The following is an 18,776-nucleotide window of genomic DNA, read 5'->3' as shown; positions in this document are numbered from 1 at the left end:
CCGAATCGCTGTCAGAATCCGAATCACTGTCGGAATCGGCATCGCTGTCAGAGTCCGAATCGCTGTCCGAATCCGAATCACTGTCAGAGTCGGAATCGCTGTCGGAATCCGAGTCGCTGTCCGAGTCGGAGTCGCTGTCTGAATCCGAATCACTGTCACTATCCGAATCACTGTCGGAGTCGGAATCGCTGTCGGAGTCGGAATCGCTGTCCGAGTCCGAATCACTGTCAGAGTCGGAATCGCTGTCGGAATCAGAGTCGCTGTCAGAGTCGGAGTCGCTGTCGGAATCCGAGTCGCTGTCCGAGTCGGAGTCGGAATCGCTATCTGAATCCGAGTCGCTGTCGGAATCGGCATCGCTGTCTGAATCCGAGTCGCTGTCAGAGTCAGCATCGCTGTCTGAATCCGAGTCGCTGTCGGAATCGGAGTCGCTGTCCGAGTCGGAGTCACTGTCGGAGTCAGAATCGCTGTCCGAGTCAGCATCGCTGTCAGAGTCCGAGTCGCTGTCGGAGTCGGAATCACTGTCAGAATCCGAATCGCTGTCGGAATCCGAGTCGCTGTCAGAGTCCGAATCGCTGTCTGAATCCGAGTCACTGTCGGAGTCGGAGTCAGAATCGCTGTCAGAATCTGAGTCGCTGTCGGAATCCGAGTCGGAGTCACTGTCAGAGTCGGAGTCACTGTCTGAATCCGAGTCGCTGTCGGAGTCGGTGTCATCGCTAAGATCGACAGTTAATATAAATATCGGGGATCGTTCGCTGACGTTGCCGGCCAGATCGGTCACCGTGGTGCTCAGGCTATGGGATCCTTCAGCCAGGGCGTCAGGAGTAAAGCTCCAGCGTCCGTCCTCGTCCGCAATCGCGGTGCCCAGTACGGTATCACCGTCATAAATTGTGATCGTGGCGCCCGCTTCCGCCGTACCGCTCAAGGTTGGTGTATCATCATCCGTCACGCTACCGCTGTTCAGTGTACCCGTGTCTTCTCCTGCATTATCAGTTACCTGCAGATCGCTAACCGGGTTCACTATAGTGTCTACCGTCAGTTCAAACGCCGGCGAACGTTCGCTGACGTTCCCGGCTTTGTCCGTTACCGTAGTGCTCAGGCTGTGGGCGCCTTCCTCCAGACTAGCTGGCGTGAAGCTCCAGCGTCCATCCTCGCCGGCAACCACTGTGCCCAGCACGGTGTCGCAGTCATAGATCGTCACCGTGGATCCCGCTTCCGCCGTGCCGTTCAGGGTGGGCGTCGCATCGTTAGTCAGATCCCCGCTCTGCAGCTGGCCGGTGTGCTCTGCAACATTGTCGGTTACCTGCGGAATGCTGGCTGCCGGCGCAGTGGTATCGATGGTCAGTTCAAACGCCGGCGAACGCTCGCTGACGTTGCCGGCTTTGTCCGTCACCGTCGCGCTCAGGCTATGGGAACCCTCGCTCAGCTCCGGTAACGTGAAGCTCCAGTTGCCATTTTCATCCGCGACGACAGAACCCAGTTTGGTATCGCCGTCATAAATCGTTATCGTTGCCCCAGCCTCTGCTGTCCCTTTAATCTCCGGGGTCGTATCGTCAGTGACATCACCAGAATGCAGCACACCGGTGATGGGGCCCACATTGTCAATGACCGCTATGTTCTGTGCCGCGGTAGGTAGCTCGGTATCAGTATCGGAGTCACTGTCAGCATCAGAATCACTATCCGCGTCGCTGTCAGCATCCGAATCACTATCTGAATCTGAATCCGAGTCGGAATCACTGTCAGAATCGGAATCACTATCTGAATCAGAATCACTGTCTGAATCAGAGTCGCTATCGCTGTCAGTATCCGTATCACTGTCGGAGTCTGAATCACTGTCAGCATCAGAATCGCTTTCAGAAACCGAAGAGTGGTGGTCTTTGTTTGAGGTGCCGGCGAACATTGCCGCAATACCCAGCAAAGCCGCGCCAGCCATAACCCAACCGGCAATACTTTGTCCCGCGCCACCGGTCGCGATGACTTCTGAAAGATCGCTAATCAGCGAATAGTGTGCCCCATCGGTACCCGCACCTTCTAGCCACCATAGCGCGCCGGTCTCATCATCCATAAGAACCAAATCACTGTGCTGTCCATGCTCATCCACAACGAAAAAGTTTTTAATTGTAACGGTGTCACCGTTTTGGAGTTTTAGAACAAGATCATTACCTTGTCGGGTATATGAACGAATATCCTCACGCTTAACGTGCAGGAGGACCACTGACTGCGTATTGAGATTAACTTGATTGCCATCGACGGTGTATTCAGCACCAGTTTCTTTCACTGTCACATTTATATTTTTCATCAGGTTGCACCCTTGAGATGAAGACGCAGTCAGAGGTATGAGATAATTCTTAATTATGCATCTTATTAGATATACCACTTAACGGAGTCCCGCAAGGTGAAAGCAAAATAATCCAATTACATTCTGTAATAAATTAAATTACTTAAATTACAACAACTTAAAATAATAAACTTACATTTTGAGATGTTAATATAGACCATAAGAAAAATGATTGCTCACGGTTATTACAATGAAGATAAAATCATGGATAATACATTTCTTATATCACCAAACCTCCATTTTAACGCTACGCCAAAAATATCTGTGATATTAGTCATATAAATGACATGAGAAAAAACAATTATTTTTTTAAACTTTAAAATATTTTATAAGGATTCCCCATATATTTTCTATGGTTTATTTATAAGAAATAAATTATCCTCGCGAGGAAATTTTAAGTAATAAGGGAGATAAAACCTGGACGATATCCGTTAAATCCACAAAGACAATGGGTTTTATTTTAAAATAAAGAAACGTTTCGATGTAGTTTTAATTAAAATATTGACCATAAATAACTTAATCAATATTGATAATAAAAAACCCCGCCAGGCGGGGTTTTAGGTTTAACGGGCTAATCCTAATCGCGGGATCTCTATCGCCGGACAGCGATCCATCACCACGTTTAGACCGGCGTCTCGGGCGAGAACAGCCGCCTGTTCATTGATTACCCCCAGCTGTAGCCATAGCGTTTTCGCACCGATAGCCACTGCCTCCTGGGCGACGCCCCAGGCCGCTTCTGAGTTACGGAAAACATCGACCATATCCACTTTTTCCGGCACGTCAGCAAGCGTGGCATACCCTTTTTGCCCCAGCAGCGTGGTACCCGCAACCTTAGGAGAAACGGGAATGACGTGATACCCCTGCTCCAGAAGATACTTCATCACCCGATAGCTTGGGCGGTCAGGTTTGTCACTTGCCCCCACCAGGGCGATAGTCCGTGTCGAGGTCAAAATACCTGCGATATCGTTTTCTTTCATCATCATCCTCCTGCTATTTAGCCCAAGTGTATGCTAATCCGGATGAACCCGCATGAGTCCTGACCTGCAGATGCGTCAAATTTTTTCATCCCGACGCTTGCAGCAACAGTCACTTCCAGTAATCTGTCTACAGGCCAAAATGTGGAATGAAATGATGGAACTAACAACACGTACCTTGCCAGCACGCAAGCATATTGCGCTGGTTGCTCACGATCACTGTAAAGATATGCTGATGAAGTGGGTCGAGCGCCACCAGCCATTGCTGGCGCAACACACGCTCTCGGCGACAGGAACGACCGGAAATCTGGTGTCACGCGCAACCGGGCTGGAGGTGCATGCGATGCTGAGTGGTCCCATGGGCGGCGACCAGCAGGTGGGTGCGCTGATTTCAGAAGGTAAAATCGATGTATTGATTTTTTTCTGGGATCCGCTAAATGCCGTGCCGCATGACCCGGATGTTAAAGCGTTATTACGTTTGGCGACGGTATGGAATATTCCCGTCGCCACCAATGTCTCAACCGCCGACTTTATTATCCAGTCCCCGCACTTCAGCGACCCCGTTGATATCCTGATCCCTGATTATCAGCGCTACCTTGCAGAGCGTCTGAAATAAGCCCCGCTGGCGGCCACGCCGCCAGCCATCATGGCTTTCTTGCTACCGGCACATCCAGCGCCTCTAGCATTTCAACAAACGGCGAAGGTTGCTCTTTATTAAACAACAGCCATACGCGCAGGCGGGCGCGGGTGATGGCGACATACAGCAAACGCCTCTCTTCGGCATCGGGGAAATCCTCCGGCTGCGGTAAGAGCGCCTGCTCCATAATCGACTCACGCGCCGGTGCAGGAAACGCATCATCCCCCTCCTGAAGGCCAAGAATTATGACGTAATCAGCTTGTTGTCCTTTGCTGGCATGAATAGTCATAAAATCGAGCTGCAGATGCGGCCAGCGCGTGGCGGCTTTCTCCAGCGCCGCCGGCTTCAAATGATGATAGCGCGCTAGCAATAAAATCCGCTGCTCTCGTTTGACATAGCCGCTCATTTTATCAAGCAGATCGTCGAGTTTGTCCTCCGCCAATAACGTCACCGCTTTTTTGTCCCCTGCGACCAGGCTGTTTAGTGGTTTCGTTAACTGGTGCGGATTTTGCTGGATAAACCCGTTGGCTATCTCGCCTATCCGGCTATTAAATCGGTACGTCGTATCCAGCGCACAGCAATCCCCTTCGCCAAAATAGTGATTAAAGGCCGTTGTTAAAGAGAGCTGAGCACCGCTGAAACGGTAGATGGCCTGCCAGTCATCGCCAACGGCAAACAGCGTCGTCTGCGTGTTTTGCCGACGTAACGCGGCGAGTAGGGATGCCCGCTGCGGGGAGATATCCTGAAACTCATCCACCAGAATATGCTTCCACGGGCTGACGAACCGCCCTTTATCCAGAATATTGATCGCCTGATGAATCAGGCCGGAGAAATCGACGGCGTTTTCATCTTTTAACGCCGTTTTCCACGCTTTTAGCAGAGGGGCCATCAGCTTAACGCGCTTGCCAAAAAGGTCGCGTACCTCTTCAGGGGCCCCGGCAATCATCTCAGCCTGCGAGCCGCCATGCATACGCATCAAGCTAACCCAGCGGTCAAGGCGGCTGGCAACACGACGTTGCAGCTTTTTGTCCTGCCAGAAATCCCCTTCAGGGATCTGCCACCCCATTTCCTCCTCCAGCCACAATCGCCAGCCTTTCGCCTGCGCTTTTTTCTCCTGGCACTGCTGCTGCCAGCTCTGTACTAAAAGTTTTTGCCGTGCAGCGCTGTCGCTCTCCAGCTTGCTGATCGTCGGGGCTTTTTTACTGCCCTGCTGGATAATGTGCAGGGCAAGGGAGTGAAAAGTACGCGCAGAGATCTCTTCAGTGCCCAGGCGCTCGCGGATGCGCTCATCCATCTCCTGCGCGGCTTGCCGACCAAACGCCAGTAGCAGAATTTGCTCAGCCGCCGCCTCGCCACGGGTCAATAACCAGCCTGCGCGCGCCACTAACACGGAAGTTTTACCGCTTCCGGCACCCGCCAGAACTAATAACGAACGCTCGCCGTTTACGACTGCGCGTGCCTGAGCCGGATTCAACGGCGATGATTCCACTGCGGCAAAAAATCCGCGGTATTGCTCCAGCATGGATTCCGTAAAAGTTTGGTTATGCTCGAGCCTGGCTTTTTCCGTATTACTCAACCAACTCTGGCATTGCCGCCATAGCTCGCGGCAGTTATCAAAAGCATCAAGACGGACTGTCGGCACTGGTAATCCGCTCAGCGCATGGCGTATTTTGCGCTGAATATCGCTTACCTGCTGACGCGTCAACCATTTACCTTCCGCGCTGGAACGCGCCACTTCCGCCAGCTGCTGGCGAAGTACATCAGCGGCAATATCGCTCATTTCCGCGCTCCACTGCTGCCAGAGCGTGTTCAGATGATGGTAAAAACGCTGGGTTTCACTCCATTCGGTACCGTGCAAACGCACAACTTTCTCGCCCGGTAGGGTAAACTCCAGCTCCCCCCAAACCAGCCCACGCTTGCAATGAATTGATAATAACTGATTGAAAGGTATAAGATATTCATGGCTATCACCGGAAACCTTTACTCCGGCATTAAGAAGTTGCACCCTGTCATAAGGATGCTGAGCCATACGCTTGCCCAATGTTGTCGCTCTAAGTTCCATATAATGTCGAATTTCAATCAGGTTGGATGTTTTTAAGTTTAACCGCCAGCGACCGGGTGCTCCAGCGTAAAAAACGCTACAATGGCCGTGCCTTATTATCCACCGTATTAAGCAGAGGGTTTATGCGTACCGTTCTGAATATTTTAAACTTTATCCTTGGCGGATTCGCCACCACGCTCGGCTGGCTTCTGGCGACGCTGGTCAGCATTGTGCTGATCTTTACCCTGCCTCTCACCCGCTCCTGCTGGGAGATAACAAAACTCTCTCTTTTTCCCTATGGGAATGAGGCCGTTCATGTCGACGAACTCGATCCTCAGGGAAAGAACAGCCTGCTAAACGCGGGTGGGACACTATTGAATATTTTATGGTTTATTTTCTTTGGCTGGTGGCTGTGCCTGATGCATATCTTTTGTGGTATCGCCCAATGCCTGACTATCATTGGCATCCCGGTTGGTATCGCCAATTTTAAAATCGCCGCTATTGCTTTATGGCCAGTAGGCCGACGAGTCGTCTCCGTCGAGACCGCTCGCGCCGCGCGTGAAGCCAATGCGCGTCGCCGCTTTCAGTAATTGAATGGAATAGAGAAATGCTCACCCCCCTGCTACGCCGCTATACATGGAACAGTGCCTGGTTATATAACATCAGGATATTTATCGCACTCTGCGGCACGACCGCATTTCCCTGGTGGCTTGGCGAAGTAAAACTCACGATTCCTCTAACACTCGGGGTGGTGGCAGCGGCGCTGACCGACCTTGATGACCGCCTGACAGGACGTCTGCGTAATCTGGCCATTACCCTCGTGTGCTTTTTTATTGCTTCAGCCTCAGTGGAACTCCTTTTTCCCTGGCCGTGGTTATTTGCGGCGGGATTAACCGTTTCAACAATCGGTTTTATTTTGCTCGGCGGCCTGGGCCAACGCTATGCCACCATCGCCTTTGGTGCTTTGTTAATCGCCATCTATACCATGCTGGGCGTTACGCTTTACAGCCACTGGTATCTTCAGCCGCTGTTTTTGCTGGCTGGCGCGGTGTGGTACAACTTACTTACCCTCTCCGGACATCTGATTTTCCCTATCCGTCCTCTTCAGGACAATCTGGCACGCAGCTACGAGCAGTTAGCTCACTATCTGGAGCTTAAATCACGCCTGTTCGATCCGGATATTGAAGATGAAAGCCAGGCTCCGCTGTATGACCTGGCGATAGCCAATGGCCAGCTTGTGGCCACGCTGAATCAGACGAAAGTTTCCCTGCTGACTCGCCTGCGCGGCGATCGCGGGCAGCGCGGAACGCGTCGCACTTTGCAGTATTACTTCGTGGCGCAGGACATCCACGAACGCGCAAGCTCATCGCATATTCAATACCAAACGCTGCGCGATCATTTTCGCTACAGTGACGTGATGTTCCGCTTCCAGCGTATGCTGTCAATGCAGGCGCAGGCCTGCCAGAAACTGTCTCGTGCCATCCTGCTACGCGAACCCTACCTTCATGACACTCACTTTGAGCGCGCTTTTATGCATCTTGACGCCGCGCTCGATCGCGTAAAAGCCAGCGGCGCGCCGGCAGAACAGATTAAGGCGTTGGGATTTTTGCTTAATAACTTACGCGCCATTGACGCCCAGCTGGCGACAATTGAATCCGTCCAGACGACTGTACAGTCCAGTCACAACACGGAAAACCTGTTAGCCGACGACCAACCCGGCAGTTTCAGCGATATCTGGCTGCGCCTGCGCAGTAATATGACCCCAGAGTCAGCTCTGTTTCGCCATGCGGTTCGAATGTCATTAGTCCTGTGCGCAGGTTATGCATTTATCCAGTTAACCGGACTGAACCACGGTTACTGGATATTGCTGACCAGCCTGTTCGTATGCCAGCCAAACTATAACGCCACTCGTCACCGGCTGGCGTTAAGGATAATCGGTACGCTCATCGGCGTAGCGATAGGCCTGCCGGTGCTGCTTCTCGTCCCTTCCGTCGAAGGCCAGTTGCTTTTAATTGTCCTGACCGGCGTGCTGTTCTTCGCGTTCCGTAATGTACAGTACGCCCATGCGACCATGTTCATTACCCTTCTGGTTTTGCTGTGCTTTAACCTCCTGGGGGAAGGTTTTGAAGTCGCCCTACCGCGTATATTTGATACGCTGATCGGCTGCGCTATCGCCTGGGCCGCAGTCAGCTTTATTTGGCCAGACTGGAAATTCCGCAACCTGCCCCGAGTACTTGAACAAGCAATCAATGCCAACTGCCGATATTTAGACGCCATACTCGAGCAATATCATCAGGGGCGCGACAACCGTCTTGCCTATCGTATTGCGCGAAGAGCGGCGCACAGCAGGGACGGTGAGCTGGCATCCGTTGTATCAAACTTATCAACAGAACCCAGAGCGGGCTCGCAAATGCGGGAAACCGCTTTTCGGTTGTTATGCCTGAACCACACTTTTACCAGCTATATCTCCGCCCTGGGCGCACACAGGGAAAAGCTGACAACGCCAGATATCCTGGCGCTGCTGGACGATGCCGTTTGTTATGTTGATGACGCGCTGCACCACTCACCGGCCGATGAACAGCGGGTACAGCAAGCTCTAACAAGCCTGCAAACCCGGATACAGCATCTTGAACCTCGTGCCGATAGCAAAGAGCCGTTAGTGCTTCAACAAATCGGGCTGCTACTGGCGCTGCTGCCAGAGATTTGCCGGCTACAGCGACAGGTTGAGATTCAACCTGAATAGCTCTCACTCTCCCGCATCTGTTCCGTTGCCCACTTCTCAAGCTCCTGACGCTGCTGCGTCGGGAGCGTGGCCGCGTGGACGCCTTCAATAGCCCCCTGTAAGGAATAAAGAATATTCACCGTTAGCGCTTTATTTATTTTTCGTAACCTCAACCAGGCTTCTTTGGCCCCAATCTTACGCAGCATCAATTCATCCGTAATGCCTGAATTAATCAGCTGTAGTTCCATATGAAAACTGATATTTGGCAAATTTTTTAATCTTCCGGAATGTCGCTGCCGATGTTTTTCATGACGCGCGCTCTGTAATGACAGCGCCGATAAATGAAAAAGCATTTTGCTATCCCGCCAAAGTTCCTCATCAATATGATAATACTTCAGCGCGACCAGACGACCATTCTTCTGCATCTTCAACAGCGGGTTTTTATGCGCCACGCGGTACTCCGCGCTCTGCTCGCAAACCCGAAGATAGATCTCTCCCTCAGCCATCATGGCAAACACGGTATTATCTATCGCCAGGCTATAGCCACCAAATAAGGGCCGACAGCTTATTTTTCCTAATGGAGACAAACATGCCCGAAACTGATGGATCCTAAGACATATAAGTTTCTTCATGATTATTCCTTTGTTAATCATGTAAATAAGACATAAATGTGCTAACGGATCCGTTAAAAGAGAAAATAAGTGACTTCTCTTCATGCGGCAACATGAATTATCTGTTCATTTTAATCAGCGTGTTTTTTTGCGAGCCGCTTTCAGAAAATAGTCATTTGATGAAGTTAAACGCGGGAAAGATAAAATGCTTAATTAATATTCATCACAGTAGCGTACAGAGAGCAGGGCATCCCTGTTCGCTCATAGACCGTTAATGCCATCATTTATGAGAAGAATTTAGCCAGCAAGAAAGCGCGACAACCATGAATTCACATTGTGTACGCGCGGACATCCGATGCGACCGGTTCGGGTTCACTCCCGGCGACGTACAAATTTCATCCAGCAACAGAGAAAATAGGGTTGATCTTTCACCCGGCCGCATATACTGTATATGCATACAGTAACCCACAGGCGGGATAGACTATGTTTACATCAGCTCACGCAAATCGTTCACCACTGACTTCTACTTCAGTACGTCGTCGCTCTCATGACGCTGCCGAACAGCCAGCTAATGGGCTGATCAGTGAAATAGTCTATCGAGAAGACCAGCCCATGATGACGCAGCTGCTATTGCTTCCTTTATTACAACAGCTTGGCCAGCAATCGCGCTGGCAGCTCTGGCTGACGCCACAACAGAAGCTGAGTCGTGAATGGGTGCAGTCGTCCGGTTTGCCGCTGTCGAAGGTGATGCAGATCAGCCAGCTCTCCCCCGCTAACACCCTGGAATCCATGGTTCGCTCACTGCGCACGGGAAATTATAGCGTCGTTATTGGCTGGCTATCAGAAGAACTGAGCATTGAGGAACATGAACGCCTGGTTGCCGCTGCAGAAGAGGGTCACGCGATGGGCTTTATCATGCGCCCGGTAAGAAATACCGCTCAGCCTGGCAGACAACTTTCTGGGCTAAAAATTCACTCAAACCTGTATCATTAACCGAGTTTAGGATTAATCCTGGAATTTTTTTTGCCCTGGCGCGAGATGGGCTTTCTTGAACGGCATTTTTGTTAAAATGCTTGTCTGATGCGGCTTCGCGACTTTTTTTGCCTCGATTAAGTTCAACCGTATTGGTTAAACATAGCGTACACAACCCTTTTTTTTCATATGCCTGACGGAGTTCACACTTGTAAGTTTCGAACTAAGTTGTAGACTTTACATCGCCAGGGGTGATCGGCTTACGCTGCATGTATCAGCATAGTTAACAACAAGTCACGCCCCGGGTGAAGGATTTAACCGTGAGGTCTTCTGAACCTTCATGGCGAATTTTGGATGATAATGAGGCGCAAAAAATGAAAAAGACAGCTATCGCGATTGCAGTGGCACTGGCTGGCTTCGCTACCGTAGCGCAGGCCGCTCCGAAAGATAACACCTGGTACGCAGGTGCTAAACTGGGCTGGTCCCAGTATCACGACACCGGTTTCTACGGTAACGGTTTCCAGGGCAACAACGGCCCGACCCGTAACGATCAGCTGGGTGCTGGTGCGTTTGGTGGTTACCAGGTTAACCCGTACCTCGGTTTTGAAATGGGTTACGACTGGCTGGGCCGTATGGCTTACAAAGGCAGCGTTGACAACGGCGCTTTCAAAGCTCAGGGCGTTCAGCTGACTGCTAAACTGGGTTACCCGATCACTGACGATCTGGATATCTATACCCGTCTGGGTGGTATGGTTTGGCGCGCTGACTCCAAAGGTAACTACGCTTCTACCGGCGTTTCCCGTAGCGAACACGACACTGGCGTCTCCCCGGTATTCGCGGGCGGCTTAGAGTGGGCTGTTACTCGTGACATCGCAACCCGTCTGGAATACCAGTGGGTTAACAACATCGGCGACGCTGGCACCGTTGGTACCCGTCCTGATAACGGCATGCTGAGCCTGGGCGTATCCTACCGCTTCGGTCAGGACGACGTTGCTCCGGTTGTAGCTCCGGCGCCGGCTCCGGCTCCAGAAGTGACTACCAAGCACTTCACCCTGAAGTCTGACGTTCTGTTCAACTTCAACAAATCTACTCTGAAACCAGAAGGCCAGCAGGCTCTGGATCAGCTGTACACCCAGCTGAGCAACATGGACCCGAAAGACGGTTCCGCAGTTGTTCTGGGCTACACCGACCGTATCGGTTCTGATGCCTACAACCAGCAGCTGTCTGAGAAACGTGCTCAGTCCGTTGTTGATTACCTGGTATCCAAAGGTATCCCGGCTAGCAAAATCTCTGCTCGCGGTATGGGCGAATCCAACCCGGTTACTGGCAACACCTGTGACAACGTGAAAGCTCGCGCAGCTCTGATCGACTGCCTGGCGCCGGACCGTCGTGTAGAAATCGAAGTTAAAGGCTACAAAGACGTTGTAACTCAGCCGCAGGCTTAAGTTATCTCGTTAATAAAAAACCCCGCGATGCGGGGTTTTTTTTTACCTTAAATTCCGCTATCAAAAAGCAGCAACGCACCGATATATCCCGATGCTTGCATCACTACTCTTTACCTAACAGTACCTGCAAATCATGCTTCAGGCTGGACATCTTGCTGGCATACTTCTCTTTATGCTCAGCATCCTCAATCAACTGCACAATGGTTTCAGAAAGCGTTTTACCCCGTCTTTGCGCCAGACCTGCCAGACGCTGCCAGACCATGAACTCCAGATCGATAGACTTTTTACGCGTATGCTGATGCTCCGCGTTAAAATGACGCTTACGTCGGGCGCGGATAGTCTGCTTCATGCGGTTCACCAGCGCCGGATTGATATGCTGCTCAATCCAGGTATTCACCAGCACGGGTTCATTTTCGAGCGTCAGTAATAAATCGACGGCGGCTTGCGCAGCGCTGGCTTCAATGTAGCGGGTAATAAGCTCACCTTCCCGGTGCTTTTTTACCAGATAAGTCCATTTCCAGCCGCTTTCAAGATTTTCCAGTTGTTGATATTTCATTGCGATCTCAATGTGACCGTGTAACTCATTTCAGGATATCAGTTTTTTCCTGATGTGCTGAGAATAAATGATCTTTCGTGATGTTGGTAGATTCGTTATCACCGCGACAATCGCAATCCCTCGTGTGCTCGGACGCCGCATAATGTATAATCGCGCGTTTTACATCTGACTAAAAAACAGCGACTTTGACCATTACGAAACTTACCCGAAACGACCTCGCTCCTGATACGGAAAGTTATCAGGCGCTGTTTGCACAAGCCGACTTAGCTCACGCAGAGGCATCGCTCTCAGGCGAACTGCAACCCCGACTCTTCTATGGCCTGGAGCAGCTTCTGGTCACTCCAGCCATTTCGCCGTTTATGCTGGTTAAAATTCCGGAAGAGCCGGAGTACCTGCAGTGGCTGGCTAACGAAACCCGTACTTTACACCAACCGGCACAAACGCTCTGTGGCGTTCGCTATCAGGTTGATGGCGGAAAAATCTCGCTCTCCCCGGCGCAAACGGCTGAAGATAATTTCGCCAGCGTTGCGCCGGTTGAAGCCGCGGACTGGATCGAAGCAGAGCAGCTTTTTGGCTGCGTGCGCCAGTTTAATGGTGAAATCACGTTACAACCCGGTCTGGTCCATCGCGCTAACGGCGGGGTATTAATTCTCTCCCTCCGTGCATTACTGGCTCAGCCCCTGCTGTGGATGCGGCTAAAAAATATGGTAACCCGCCAGCGTTTTGACTGGTTATCATTCGATGAGTCTCGCCCTCTTCCGGTCAGCATTCCCTCTATGCCCCTGAGTTTGAAAGTTATCCTGGTCGGCGAGCGGGAATCTCTTGCTGATTTTCAGGAGATGGAACCCGAGCTTTCTGCGCAGGCTATCTACAGCGAATATGAAGATAATCTGCAAATCGCTGACGCCGATACGCTGAAGCAGTGGTGCCAGTGGGTCTGGCAAAATGCTCAGCTGCTCGAACTACCGGGGCTGTCAGCTAACGCCTGGCCGCTGCTGATCCAGGAAGGTGCGCGTTATACAGGCGATCAGGAAACCTTGCCGCTGTGCGTGCTCTGGATTGCTCGCCAGCTTCGCGAAGCCGCCGCGTTCTGTGAAGGTGAAGAGATTAGCGCTGAAGAGATGCAAACCATGCTGGAGCGTCGTTTGTGGCGCGAAGGCTACCTTGCTGAACGCATCCAGGATGAAATACTGCAGGAGCAAATCCTGATCGAGACCGAAGGCGAATGCGTCGGACAAATCAACGCACTCTCCGTCATTGAGTTTCCGGGCCATCCGCGTGCGTTTGGCGAGCCTTCACGTATTAGCTGCGTCGTACATATCGGCGACGGCGAATTTATTGACGTTGAGCGTAAGGCCGAGCTCGGTGGCAACATTCATGCAAAAGGCATGATGATCATGCAGGCGTTTCTGATGTCCGAGCTGGAGCTCGAACAACAGCTCCCCTTCACCGCCTCCCTGACCTTCGAGCAGTCCTACAGCGAAGTGGATGGCGATAGCGCCTCCATGGCCGAACTGTGCGCGCTGATCAGCTCGCTGGCCAATGTGCCGATTAATCAGAGCATCGCCATTACCGGTTCTGTCGATCAGTTTGGTCGCGTACAGCCGGTTGGCGGGCTTAACGAGAAAATTGAGGGCTTCTTTGCTATTTGCCAGCAGCGTGGGCTGACCGGTAAACAGGGAGTCATCATTCCCTCCGCCAACGTTCGTCACCTGAGCCTGGCGCAGGAACTGCAACAGGCCGTTGCGGATGAGCAGTTCTTTATCTGGGCAGTCGATGACGTGACGGAAGCGCTGCCCATTCTGACCCAGCTACTCTGGGACGGCGAAGGACAAACGTTACGGCAAACCATTCAGGAACGTATTGCGCAGGCGACACAGCAAGAGAGTCGTCATCGCTTTCCGTGGCCGCTACGCTGGTTAGGCGGTTCAGGTTCGAACTGATCGGACTTGTTCAGCGTACACGTGTTAGCTATCCTGCGTCCCGAACTCAAAATAAGGCTTACTGAAAACATGGTAGATAAACGCGAATCCTATACAAAAGAAGACCTTCTTGCCTCTGGTCGTGGTGAACTCTTTGGCGCCAAAGGCCCACAGCTGCCGGCGCCAAGTATGCTGATGATGGACCGCGTCATCAAAATGACCGAAACCGGTGGTAACTATGACAAAGGTTATGTTGAGGCAGAACTCGATATTAACCCGGACCTGTGGTTCTTCGGTTGCCATTTCATTGGTGACCCGGTGATGCCGGGCTGTCTGGGCCTGGATGCCATGTGGCAGCTGGTTGGCTTCTACCTGGGCTGGTTAGGCGGCGAAGGTAAAGGACGTGCATTAGGCGTGGGCGAAGTGAAGCTCACCGGCCAGATACTGCCAACGGCGAAGAAAGTGACCTACCGTATTCATTTCAAACGCGTGATAAACCGTCGTTTGATTATGGGGCTGGCGGATGGAGAAGTGCTGGTTGACGGTCGTTTGATTTACACCGCAACCGATCTGAAAGTGGGCCTGTTCCAGGACACTTCCGCGTTCTGATAAACATCACGCGTTAGAAAAGGCGAAGCCCCCGCGCAGCGGAGGCTTCTTTTTAAAGAGACAGTCAGGCAATTTGTACCCTGTCCTCCATGGCCTCTCGCCAGCCTCCTAGCCAATAAGACCTTTGGTTTAAGGTCTGGTAAGGACACATTTCCTTAGACCTTCCGGTAATACCGGCCTGGTACCCACGCTGATGTGCCCGCTCCAGGCGATCTCGTTTTTGTCTCTTCATGCCTCGTTTCCCTCATACTTTGATCTGGTGGAAAAGAAAACAATGGTCACTAAATACGCAACCACGGTTAACGAATACCGCGAATCGGGGATAGCGTCAATGCGCAAAATTCACGCCATTGTCATATTTGTGAGCTACATGAAACTTCGTTTGTACAAAAACTGTGAACCAGCACAAGTAACAAACTGATGAGACAAATAAAAAAGCCGCTGCGATTTTCACTGTCGCAGCGGCTTTTATTCTTATTAATTTTACTTATGGCAAGCGGTTAATCTCGCTGGCAATCGCCGTCGCTTCCTGGGTCCAGGCCTGCGCGAGCGTTTTCACCATCGCGTCGTAACCATCCTCTTGTTGCTTAAGCTCAATATGGAACGGCCGCTTAATCAGCTGCCCCTGATGCTTCAGCAGCCACTCGCCGCTAACGATGACCCGGCCATCGTAACGGCCGTGAAAACCGCTGACGGACACGTTCAGCGTATCCTGCTCGCTCCCCAGCGGTTGAGAGGCAATCACCCAACCCGGAAGCTGGTTGCTAAGGTTCGCCACCAGCGTCGTTTTCAGCTGCTGATCGAGCGGGCTCGCCCACAGATTGTTATTCGCAATCACATACTGAACATCGGTGGTCTGATAGACCACCCCGTTACCGGCAAGATAATCCGGAATGCTCACCTGCTCGACCCAAAGCAAGTTTTTGCTTTGGTGGGCGGCGCTTTGCGCGCCACCCTGCGCCACGGGAAGCTGATAGTAAGTTTTACTCTCACCGCCGCTACTGCATGCCGTCAGCGCGCATACCGCCGCCGCTATTAGCCATTTCTTCATTATTTCGCTCCCTTCGGCTGCGGATCTTTTTTATCCTTCGCCTCAAATACCAGCGCATTGCTCTTATCATTGAGCGTTTTCAGTACCGGCTGCAGTTCACGAAGAACCTGATCGAGACGCTGCATATCCGCAACCATCTTATTGTATGCCGCAGATCCCGGCTGGAAGCCCTGCATACTACGATTAAGCTCGCGCAACGTATTCTGCATATCGCCCGGTAGCTGCTGCATCGACTGACTTGACGTTATCTTGTTCAGACTGTCCAGCGTCGCCTGTACGTGCTGCATCGTTTTTTCACTTTGCGCCAGCGTACTGGTTGCCTGCTCCAGCAGCGGGTTAATTGGCAGATTGTTAATTTTATCCAGCGCGTCCATCAGGCGCTGCTGGATCTGCGCCAGGCCACCGCTCACGGTTGGAATAATCGGATAACCGCCAAACTCCTGAATCTTGCCGCGCGGAGGGGCTTTCGGGTAGAAGTCGAGATCGATATACAGCGCGCCGGTCACCAGGTTTCCGGTTTTAAGCGAACCGCGCAGCCCGCGATTCATTAGATCATCGATATGCTTACGAATGTCAGGATTAGCGCCTAACTGATTGATCAGACGTTCCGGTTCAATTCGCACTTCTACCGGGATACGGTAATCGTCGTTGATGTTCTGCTTCAGCCCAGGAACAAAGAACGGCACCTTGCCGACGGTCCCCAGACGGATACCGCGGAACTCAACCGGCGCGCCGGGCTGCAGACCACGAATCGAATCTTTAAAGAACATCACGTAGTCAATATGCTGGGTAAACACCGAATCCTGGATGCTGCGTTGATCGTCAAACAGATGATATTCTGTTTTATTCGCCACCGGCTCACCTAACGGTAGCCCTTCGGGAATATCAAAGCTGACGCCGCCGCCAAACAGGGTCGACAGCGATCCCATCTCAACGCGCATACCCGCAGCGGTCAGATCCACCGCAATACCGCTATCTTTCCAGAAGCGCACGTTATTGGTCACCAACCGATCGTTAGGCGCGCTAATAAACAGCTGATAGGTAATATTGCGTTTTTGCGCATCGAAGGTGCTGGTTTCAACTGAACCTACGCGGTAGCCGCGGAAAAGCACCGGATCGCCGGGTGAAAGCTGCCCCGCTTTGCTGCTTTCCAGCAGAATGCGAATACCTTTAGCATCAGGGGAGGCCAGCGGCGGTGAATCCAGCAGCGGATACTGCGCAGGAACAGAGCCTTTGCTTCCCGGCTGCAGTTCGATATAGGCGCCGGATAACAGCGTTCCCAGACCGCTAATCCCTTCACGGCCGACCTGCGGTTTAACCACCCAAAAAACCGAATCCTGGTGCAGCAGTTTTTCCATACCTGAATTCAGCCGCGCTTTAATCTCCACGTGGGTCAGGTCGTCCGTCAGCGTCGCGCTTTCAATCACGCCGACGTCAACGCTGCGGCTTTTTATCCGGGTTTTGCCCCCTTCAATACCTTCTGCGTTAGTGGTTATCAGGGTCACTTCCGGCCCCTGGTGGCTATAGTGATAAAAGAGAATCCATGCGCCAATCAGCGCCGTGACTATCGGGAAGATCCACACCGGTGACCAGTTCTTCACCTTTTGCACTTTCGCTTCTCCGCTCTTATTTTCCATGCTGCAGTCTTTCCTCATGGCTTGAATCTGGCTCACGATCCCACAATAAACGCGGGTCAAAGGTCATGGCCGAAAACATTGTCATTACTACGACCAGCGCAAACATCACTGCTCCTATCGCCGGATAGATATTCATTAATCCACCGATGCGAACCAGAGCGGAGAGGACTGCGATAACAAACACATCAATCATTGACCAGCGGCCAACAAACTCGACGACTTCATAAATCAGATGCATGCGCTCCGAGTCGCGCGCTCCCTTGCCGCTGGCGTTCCAGCATAGCCAGCCAATGGCGATCATTTTTAACGTCGGCACCATAATACTGGCAATAAATATCACCATCGCCACCGGATACGATCCTTCGCTCCACAGCAGGATCACCCCCGCCATAATCGTGGAAGGCATTTTATCGCCCAGCAGGTCGGTAATCATGATTGGCAGAATATTGGCGGGCATATAGAGGATCAGCGAAGTCACCAACAGCGCCAGCGTCCACTGCAGGCTGTTTTTACGCCGGGCGGTTCCCCTTGTCCGACAGCGCGGACAAACGGCCTCATCGACGGGCAAAACCGCCGTGCAGCATGAGCACGAGCGTAGCCCCTGACGCAGGCCGGAGACGCCGACTTTCAGCGGCTGTGTAATCGGCGGCATTGGTGCAATATCATCCCATAACCAGCGGCGATCCACGCACTGGAACGTCCTCAGCTGTAACAGGCAGAACATACACCAGGGAACGAAGCTCAGGCCGATGCCGATATCGCCGTAGGCCATCAGCTTAACGAAGCTGACCAGCACCCCGGCGAGAAAGATTTCCGCCATCCCCCAGGTTTTAAGGTGAAACAGGATCCGCGCCAGAAACGCCTTTAGCCCGGAAGGCATGCTCACCCGATTGACCAGCAGCAGTATGGTGACCAGGCAGAAAGCCGGCACCAGCTGGACGAAAAGTAAAAAGAAGGTACCGAGGCTGGCGTAATCCTCGCTAAACAGCACGTTCGGAATTTCCAGCAGCTCGATTTCGCTGCTGATCCCTCCAACCTTCATATAGATGAAGGGGAACAGATTGGCCAGCAGCAGCATGAACAACGCGACCAACGCGTAGGCTGTGGGACGCTGCCGGGGCGCGTCCCATGACGTTGTCAATGTCGTTCCGCAACGCGGACACGTAGCTTTCTGGCGATGCTCCAGCTGCGGCAAAGCCACCAGCAGATCACATTGTCGACACAGGATATGCCGCGCAGCATGATGATGATCGCACATGAAAAC

At 52.2% G+C, this 18,776-nt stretch carries 16 protein-coding genes; 7 read left to right on the top strand and 9 right to left on the bottom strand.

The annotated features are described in order from the left end of the window. The coding region (locus ABLU67_RS27715; protein ID WP_348852618.1) for an Ig-like domain-containing protein at positions 1-2,296 on the bottom strand (2,296 nt) is incomplete at its 3' end. Between the two features lie 602 nt (positions 2,297-2,898). Next, positions 2,899-3,312 carry a CoA-binding protein gene (locus ABLU67_RS27710; protein WP_014228669.1) on the bottom strand — a complete coding sequence of 138 codons (414 nt, stop codon included), beginning with the start codon at positions 3,310-3,312 and terminating at the stop codon, positions 2,899-2,901. Between the two features lie 154 nt (positions 3,313-3,466). Between ABLU67_RS27710 and mgsA the strand changes: the two genes are divergently transcribed. Beyond that, positions 3,467-3,925, top strand: a complete 459-nt coding sequence (gene mgsA, locus ABLU67_RS27705; RefSeq protein ID WP_014228668.1) for a methylglyoxal synthase — start codon at positions 3,467-3,469, stop codon at positions 3,923-3,925. A gap of 28 nt (positions 3,926-3,953) precedes the next feature. Here the strand turns inward: mgsA and helD are convergent, their stop codons facing one another. Beyond that, positions 3,954-6,008, bottom strand: coding sequence for a DNA helicase IV (helD, locus tag ABLU67_RS27700; protein WP_032695058.1), 2,055 nt, complete (start codon positions 6,006-6,008; stop codon positions 3,954-3,956). 122 nt (positions 6,009-6,130) lie between these two features. On the opposite strand from helD, the gene ABLU67_RS27695 reads away from it, so the two are divergent. Then, on the top strand, positions 6,131-6,577 hold the full coding sequence (locus tag ABLU67_RS27695; protein ID WP_004849527.1) for a YccF domain-containing protein: 447 nt from the start codon (positions 6,131-6,133) through the stop codon (positions 6,575-6,577). 17 nt (positions 6,578-6,594) lie between these two features. Beyond that, on the top strand, positions 6,595-8,730 hold the full coding sequence (gene yccS / locus ABLU67_RS27690) for a YccS family putative transporter (RefSeq protein WP_046878166.1): 2,136 nt from the start codon (positions 6,595-6,597) through the stop codon (positions 8,728-8,730). Here yccS and ABLU67_RS27685 read toward each other — a convergent pair. Further along, positions 8,718-9,341, bottom strand: a complete 624-nt coding sequence (locus ABLU67_RS27685; RefSeq protein ID WP_046878167.1) for a TfoX/Sxy family DNA transformation protein — start codon at positions 9,339-9,341, stop codon at positions 8,718-8,720. The genes yccS and ABLU67_RS27685 overlap by 13 nt on opposite strands. Before the next feature lie 462 nt (positions 9,342-9,803). Between ABLU67_RS27685 and sulA the strand changes: the two genes are divergently transcribed. Together sulA and ompA are read left to right on the top strand one after the other, a co-directional pair. Then, positions 9,804-10,313, top strand: coding sequence for an SOS-induced cell division inhibitor SulA (gene sulA / locus ABLU67_RS27680; RefSeq protein WP_032720963.1), 510 nt, complete (start codon positions 9,804-9,806; stop codon positions 10,311-10,313). A gap of 353 nt (positions 10,314-10,666) precedes the next feature. Beyond that, the gene (ompA, locus tag ABLU67_RS27675) at positions 10,667-11,737 is read left to right on the top strand and encodes a porin OmpA (protein ID WP_004849520.1); all 1,071 of its coding nucleotides are present in this window, start codon (positions 10,667-10,669) and stop codon (positions 11,735-11,737) included. Between the two features lie 103 nt (positions 11,738-11,840). On the opposite strand, the gene matP is transcribed toward ompA, so the two are convergent. Continuing rightward, a complete protein-coding gene (gene matP, locus ABLU67_RS27670) occupies positions 11,841-12,293 on the bottom strand; it encodes a macrodomain Ter protein MatP (protein WP_014228663.1) in 453 nt (150 codons plus the stop codon). Positions 12,294-12,478: 185 nt separating this feature from the next. Here matP and ABLU67_RS27665 point away from each other — a divergent pair, with 185 nt between their 5' ends. Together ABLU67_RS27665 and fabA are read left to right on the top strand one after the other, a co-directional pair. After that, positions 12,479-14,236 (top strand): Lon protease family protein, encoded by a 1,758-nt coding sequence (locus tag ABLU67_RS27665; protein WP_049082164.1) that lies wholly within the window; start codon positions 12,479-12,481, stop codon positions 14,234-14,236. 69 nt (positions 14,237-14,305) lie between these two features. Beyond that, positions 14,306-14,824 (top strand): bifunctional 3-hydroxydecanoyl-ACP dehydratase/trans-2-decenoyl-ACP isomerase, encoded by a 519-nt coding sequence (gene fabA / locus ABLU67_RS27660; protein WP_004849514.1) that lies wholly within the window; start codon positions 14,306-14,308, stop codon positions 14,822-14,824. A 64-nt stretch (positions 14,825-14,888) separates the two neighbouring features. On the opposite strand, the gene rmf is transcribed toward fabA, so the two are convergent. From rmf to pqiA, 4 genes are all read right to left on the bottom strand, one after another. Continuing rightward, positions 14,889-15,056, bottom strand: a complete 168-nt coding sequence (rmf, locus tag ABLU67_RS27655) for a ribosome modulation factor (RefSeq protein ID WP_004100764.1) — start codon at positions 15,054-15,056, stop codon at positions 14,889-14,891. Between the two features lie 255 nt (positions 15,057-15,311). Then, positions 15,312-15,875, bottom strand: a complete 564-nt coding sequence (gene pqiC / locus ABLU67_RS27650) for a membrane integrity-associated transporter subunit PqiC (RefSeq protein ID WP_064377398.1) — start codon at positions 15,873-15,875, stop codon at positions 15,312-15,314. Continuing rightward, positions 15,875-17,512, bottom strand: coding sequence for an intermembrane transport protein PqiB (gene pqiB, locus ABLU67_RS27645; RefSeq protein ID WP_025107496.1), 1,638 nt, complete (start codon positions 17,510-17,512; stop codon positions 15,875-15,877). The genes pqiC and pqiB overlap by 1 nt, the downstream gene beginning before the upstream one ends. Further along, complete coding sequence (gene pqiA / locus ABLU67_RS27640) at positions 17,502-18,770, bottom strand: membrane integrity-associated transporter subunit PqiA (protein ID WP_049079884.1); 1,269 nt, start codon at positions 18,768-18,770, stop codon at positions 17,502-17,504. Before pqiA ends, pqiB begins: the two co-directional genes overlap by 11 nt. Between the last annotated feature and the right edge of the window lie 6 nt (positions 18,771-18,776).

The sequence above is a fragment of the Klebsiella sp. GN_Kp190 genome (assembly GCF_040061795.1).
Taxonomy (GTDB): Bacteria; Pseudomonadota; Gammaproteobacteria; order Enterobacterales; family Enterobacteriaceae; genus Klebsiella; species Klebsiella michiganensis.
Note: the sequence above shows the minus strand (reverse complement) of the source record. Positions and strands in the feature narration are given on the sequence as shown.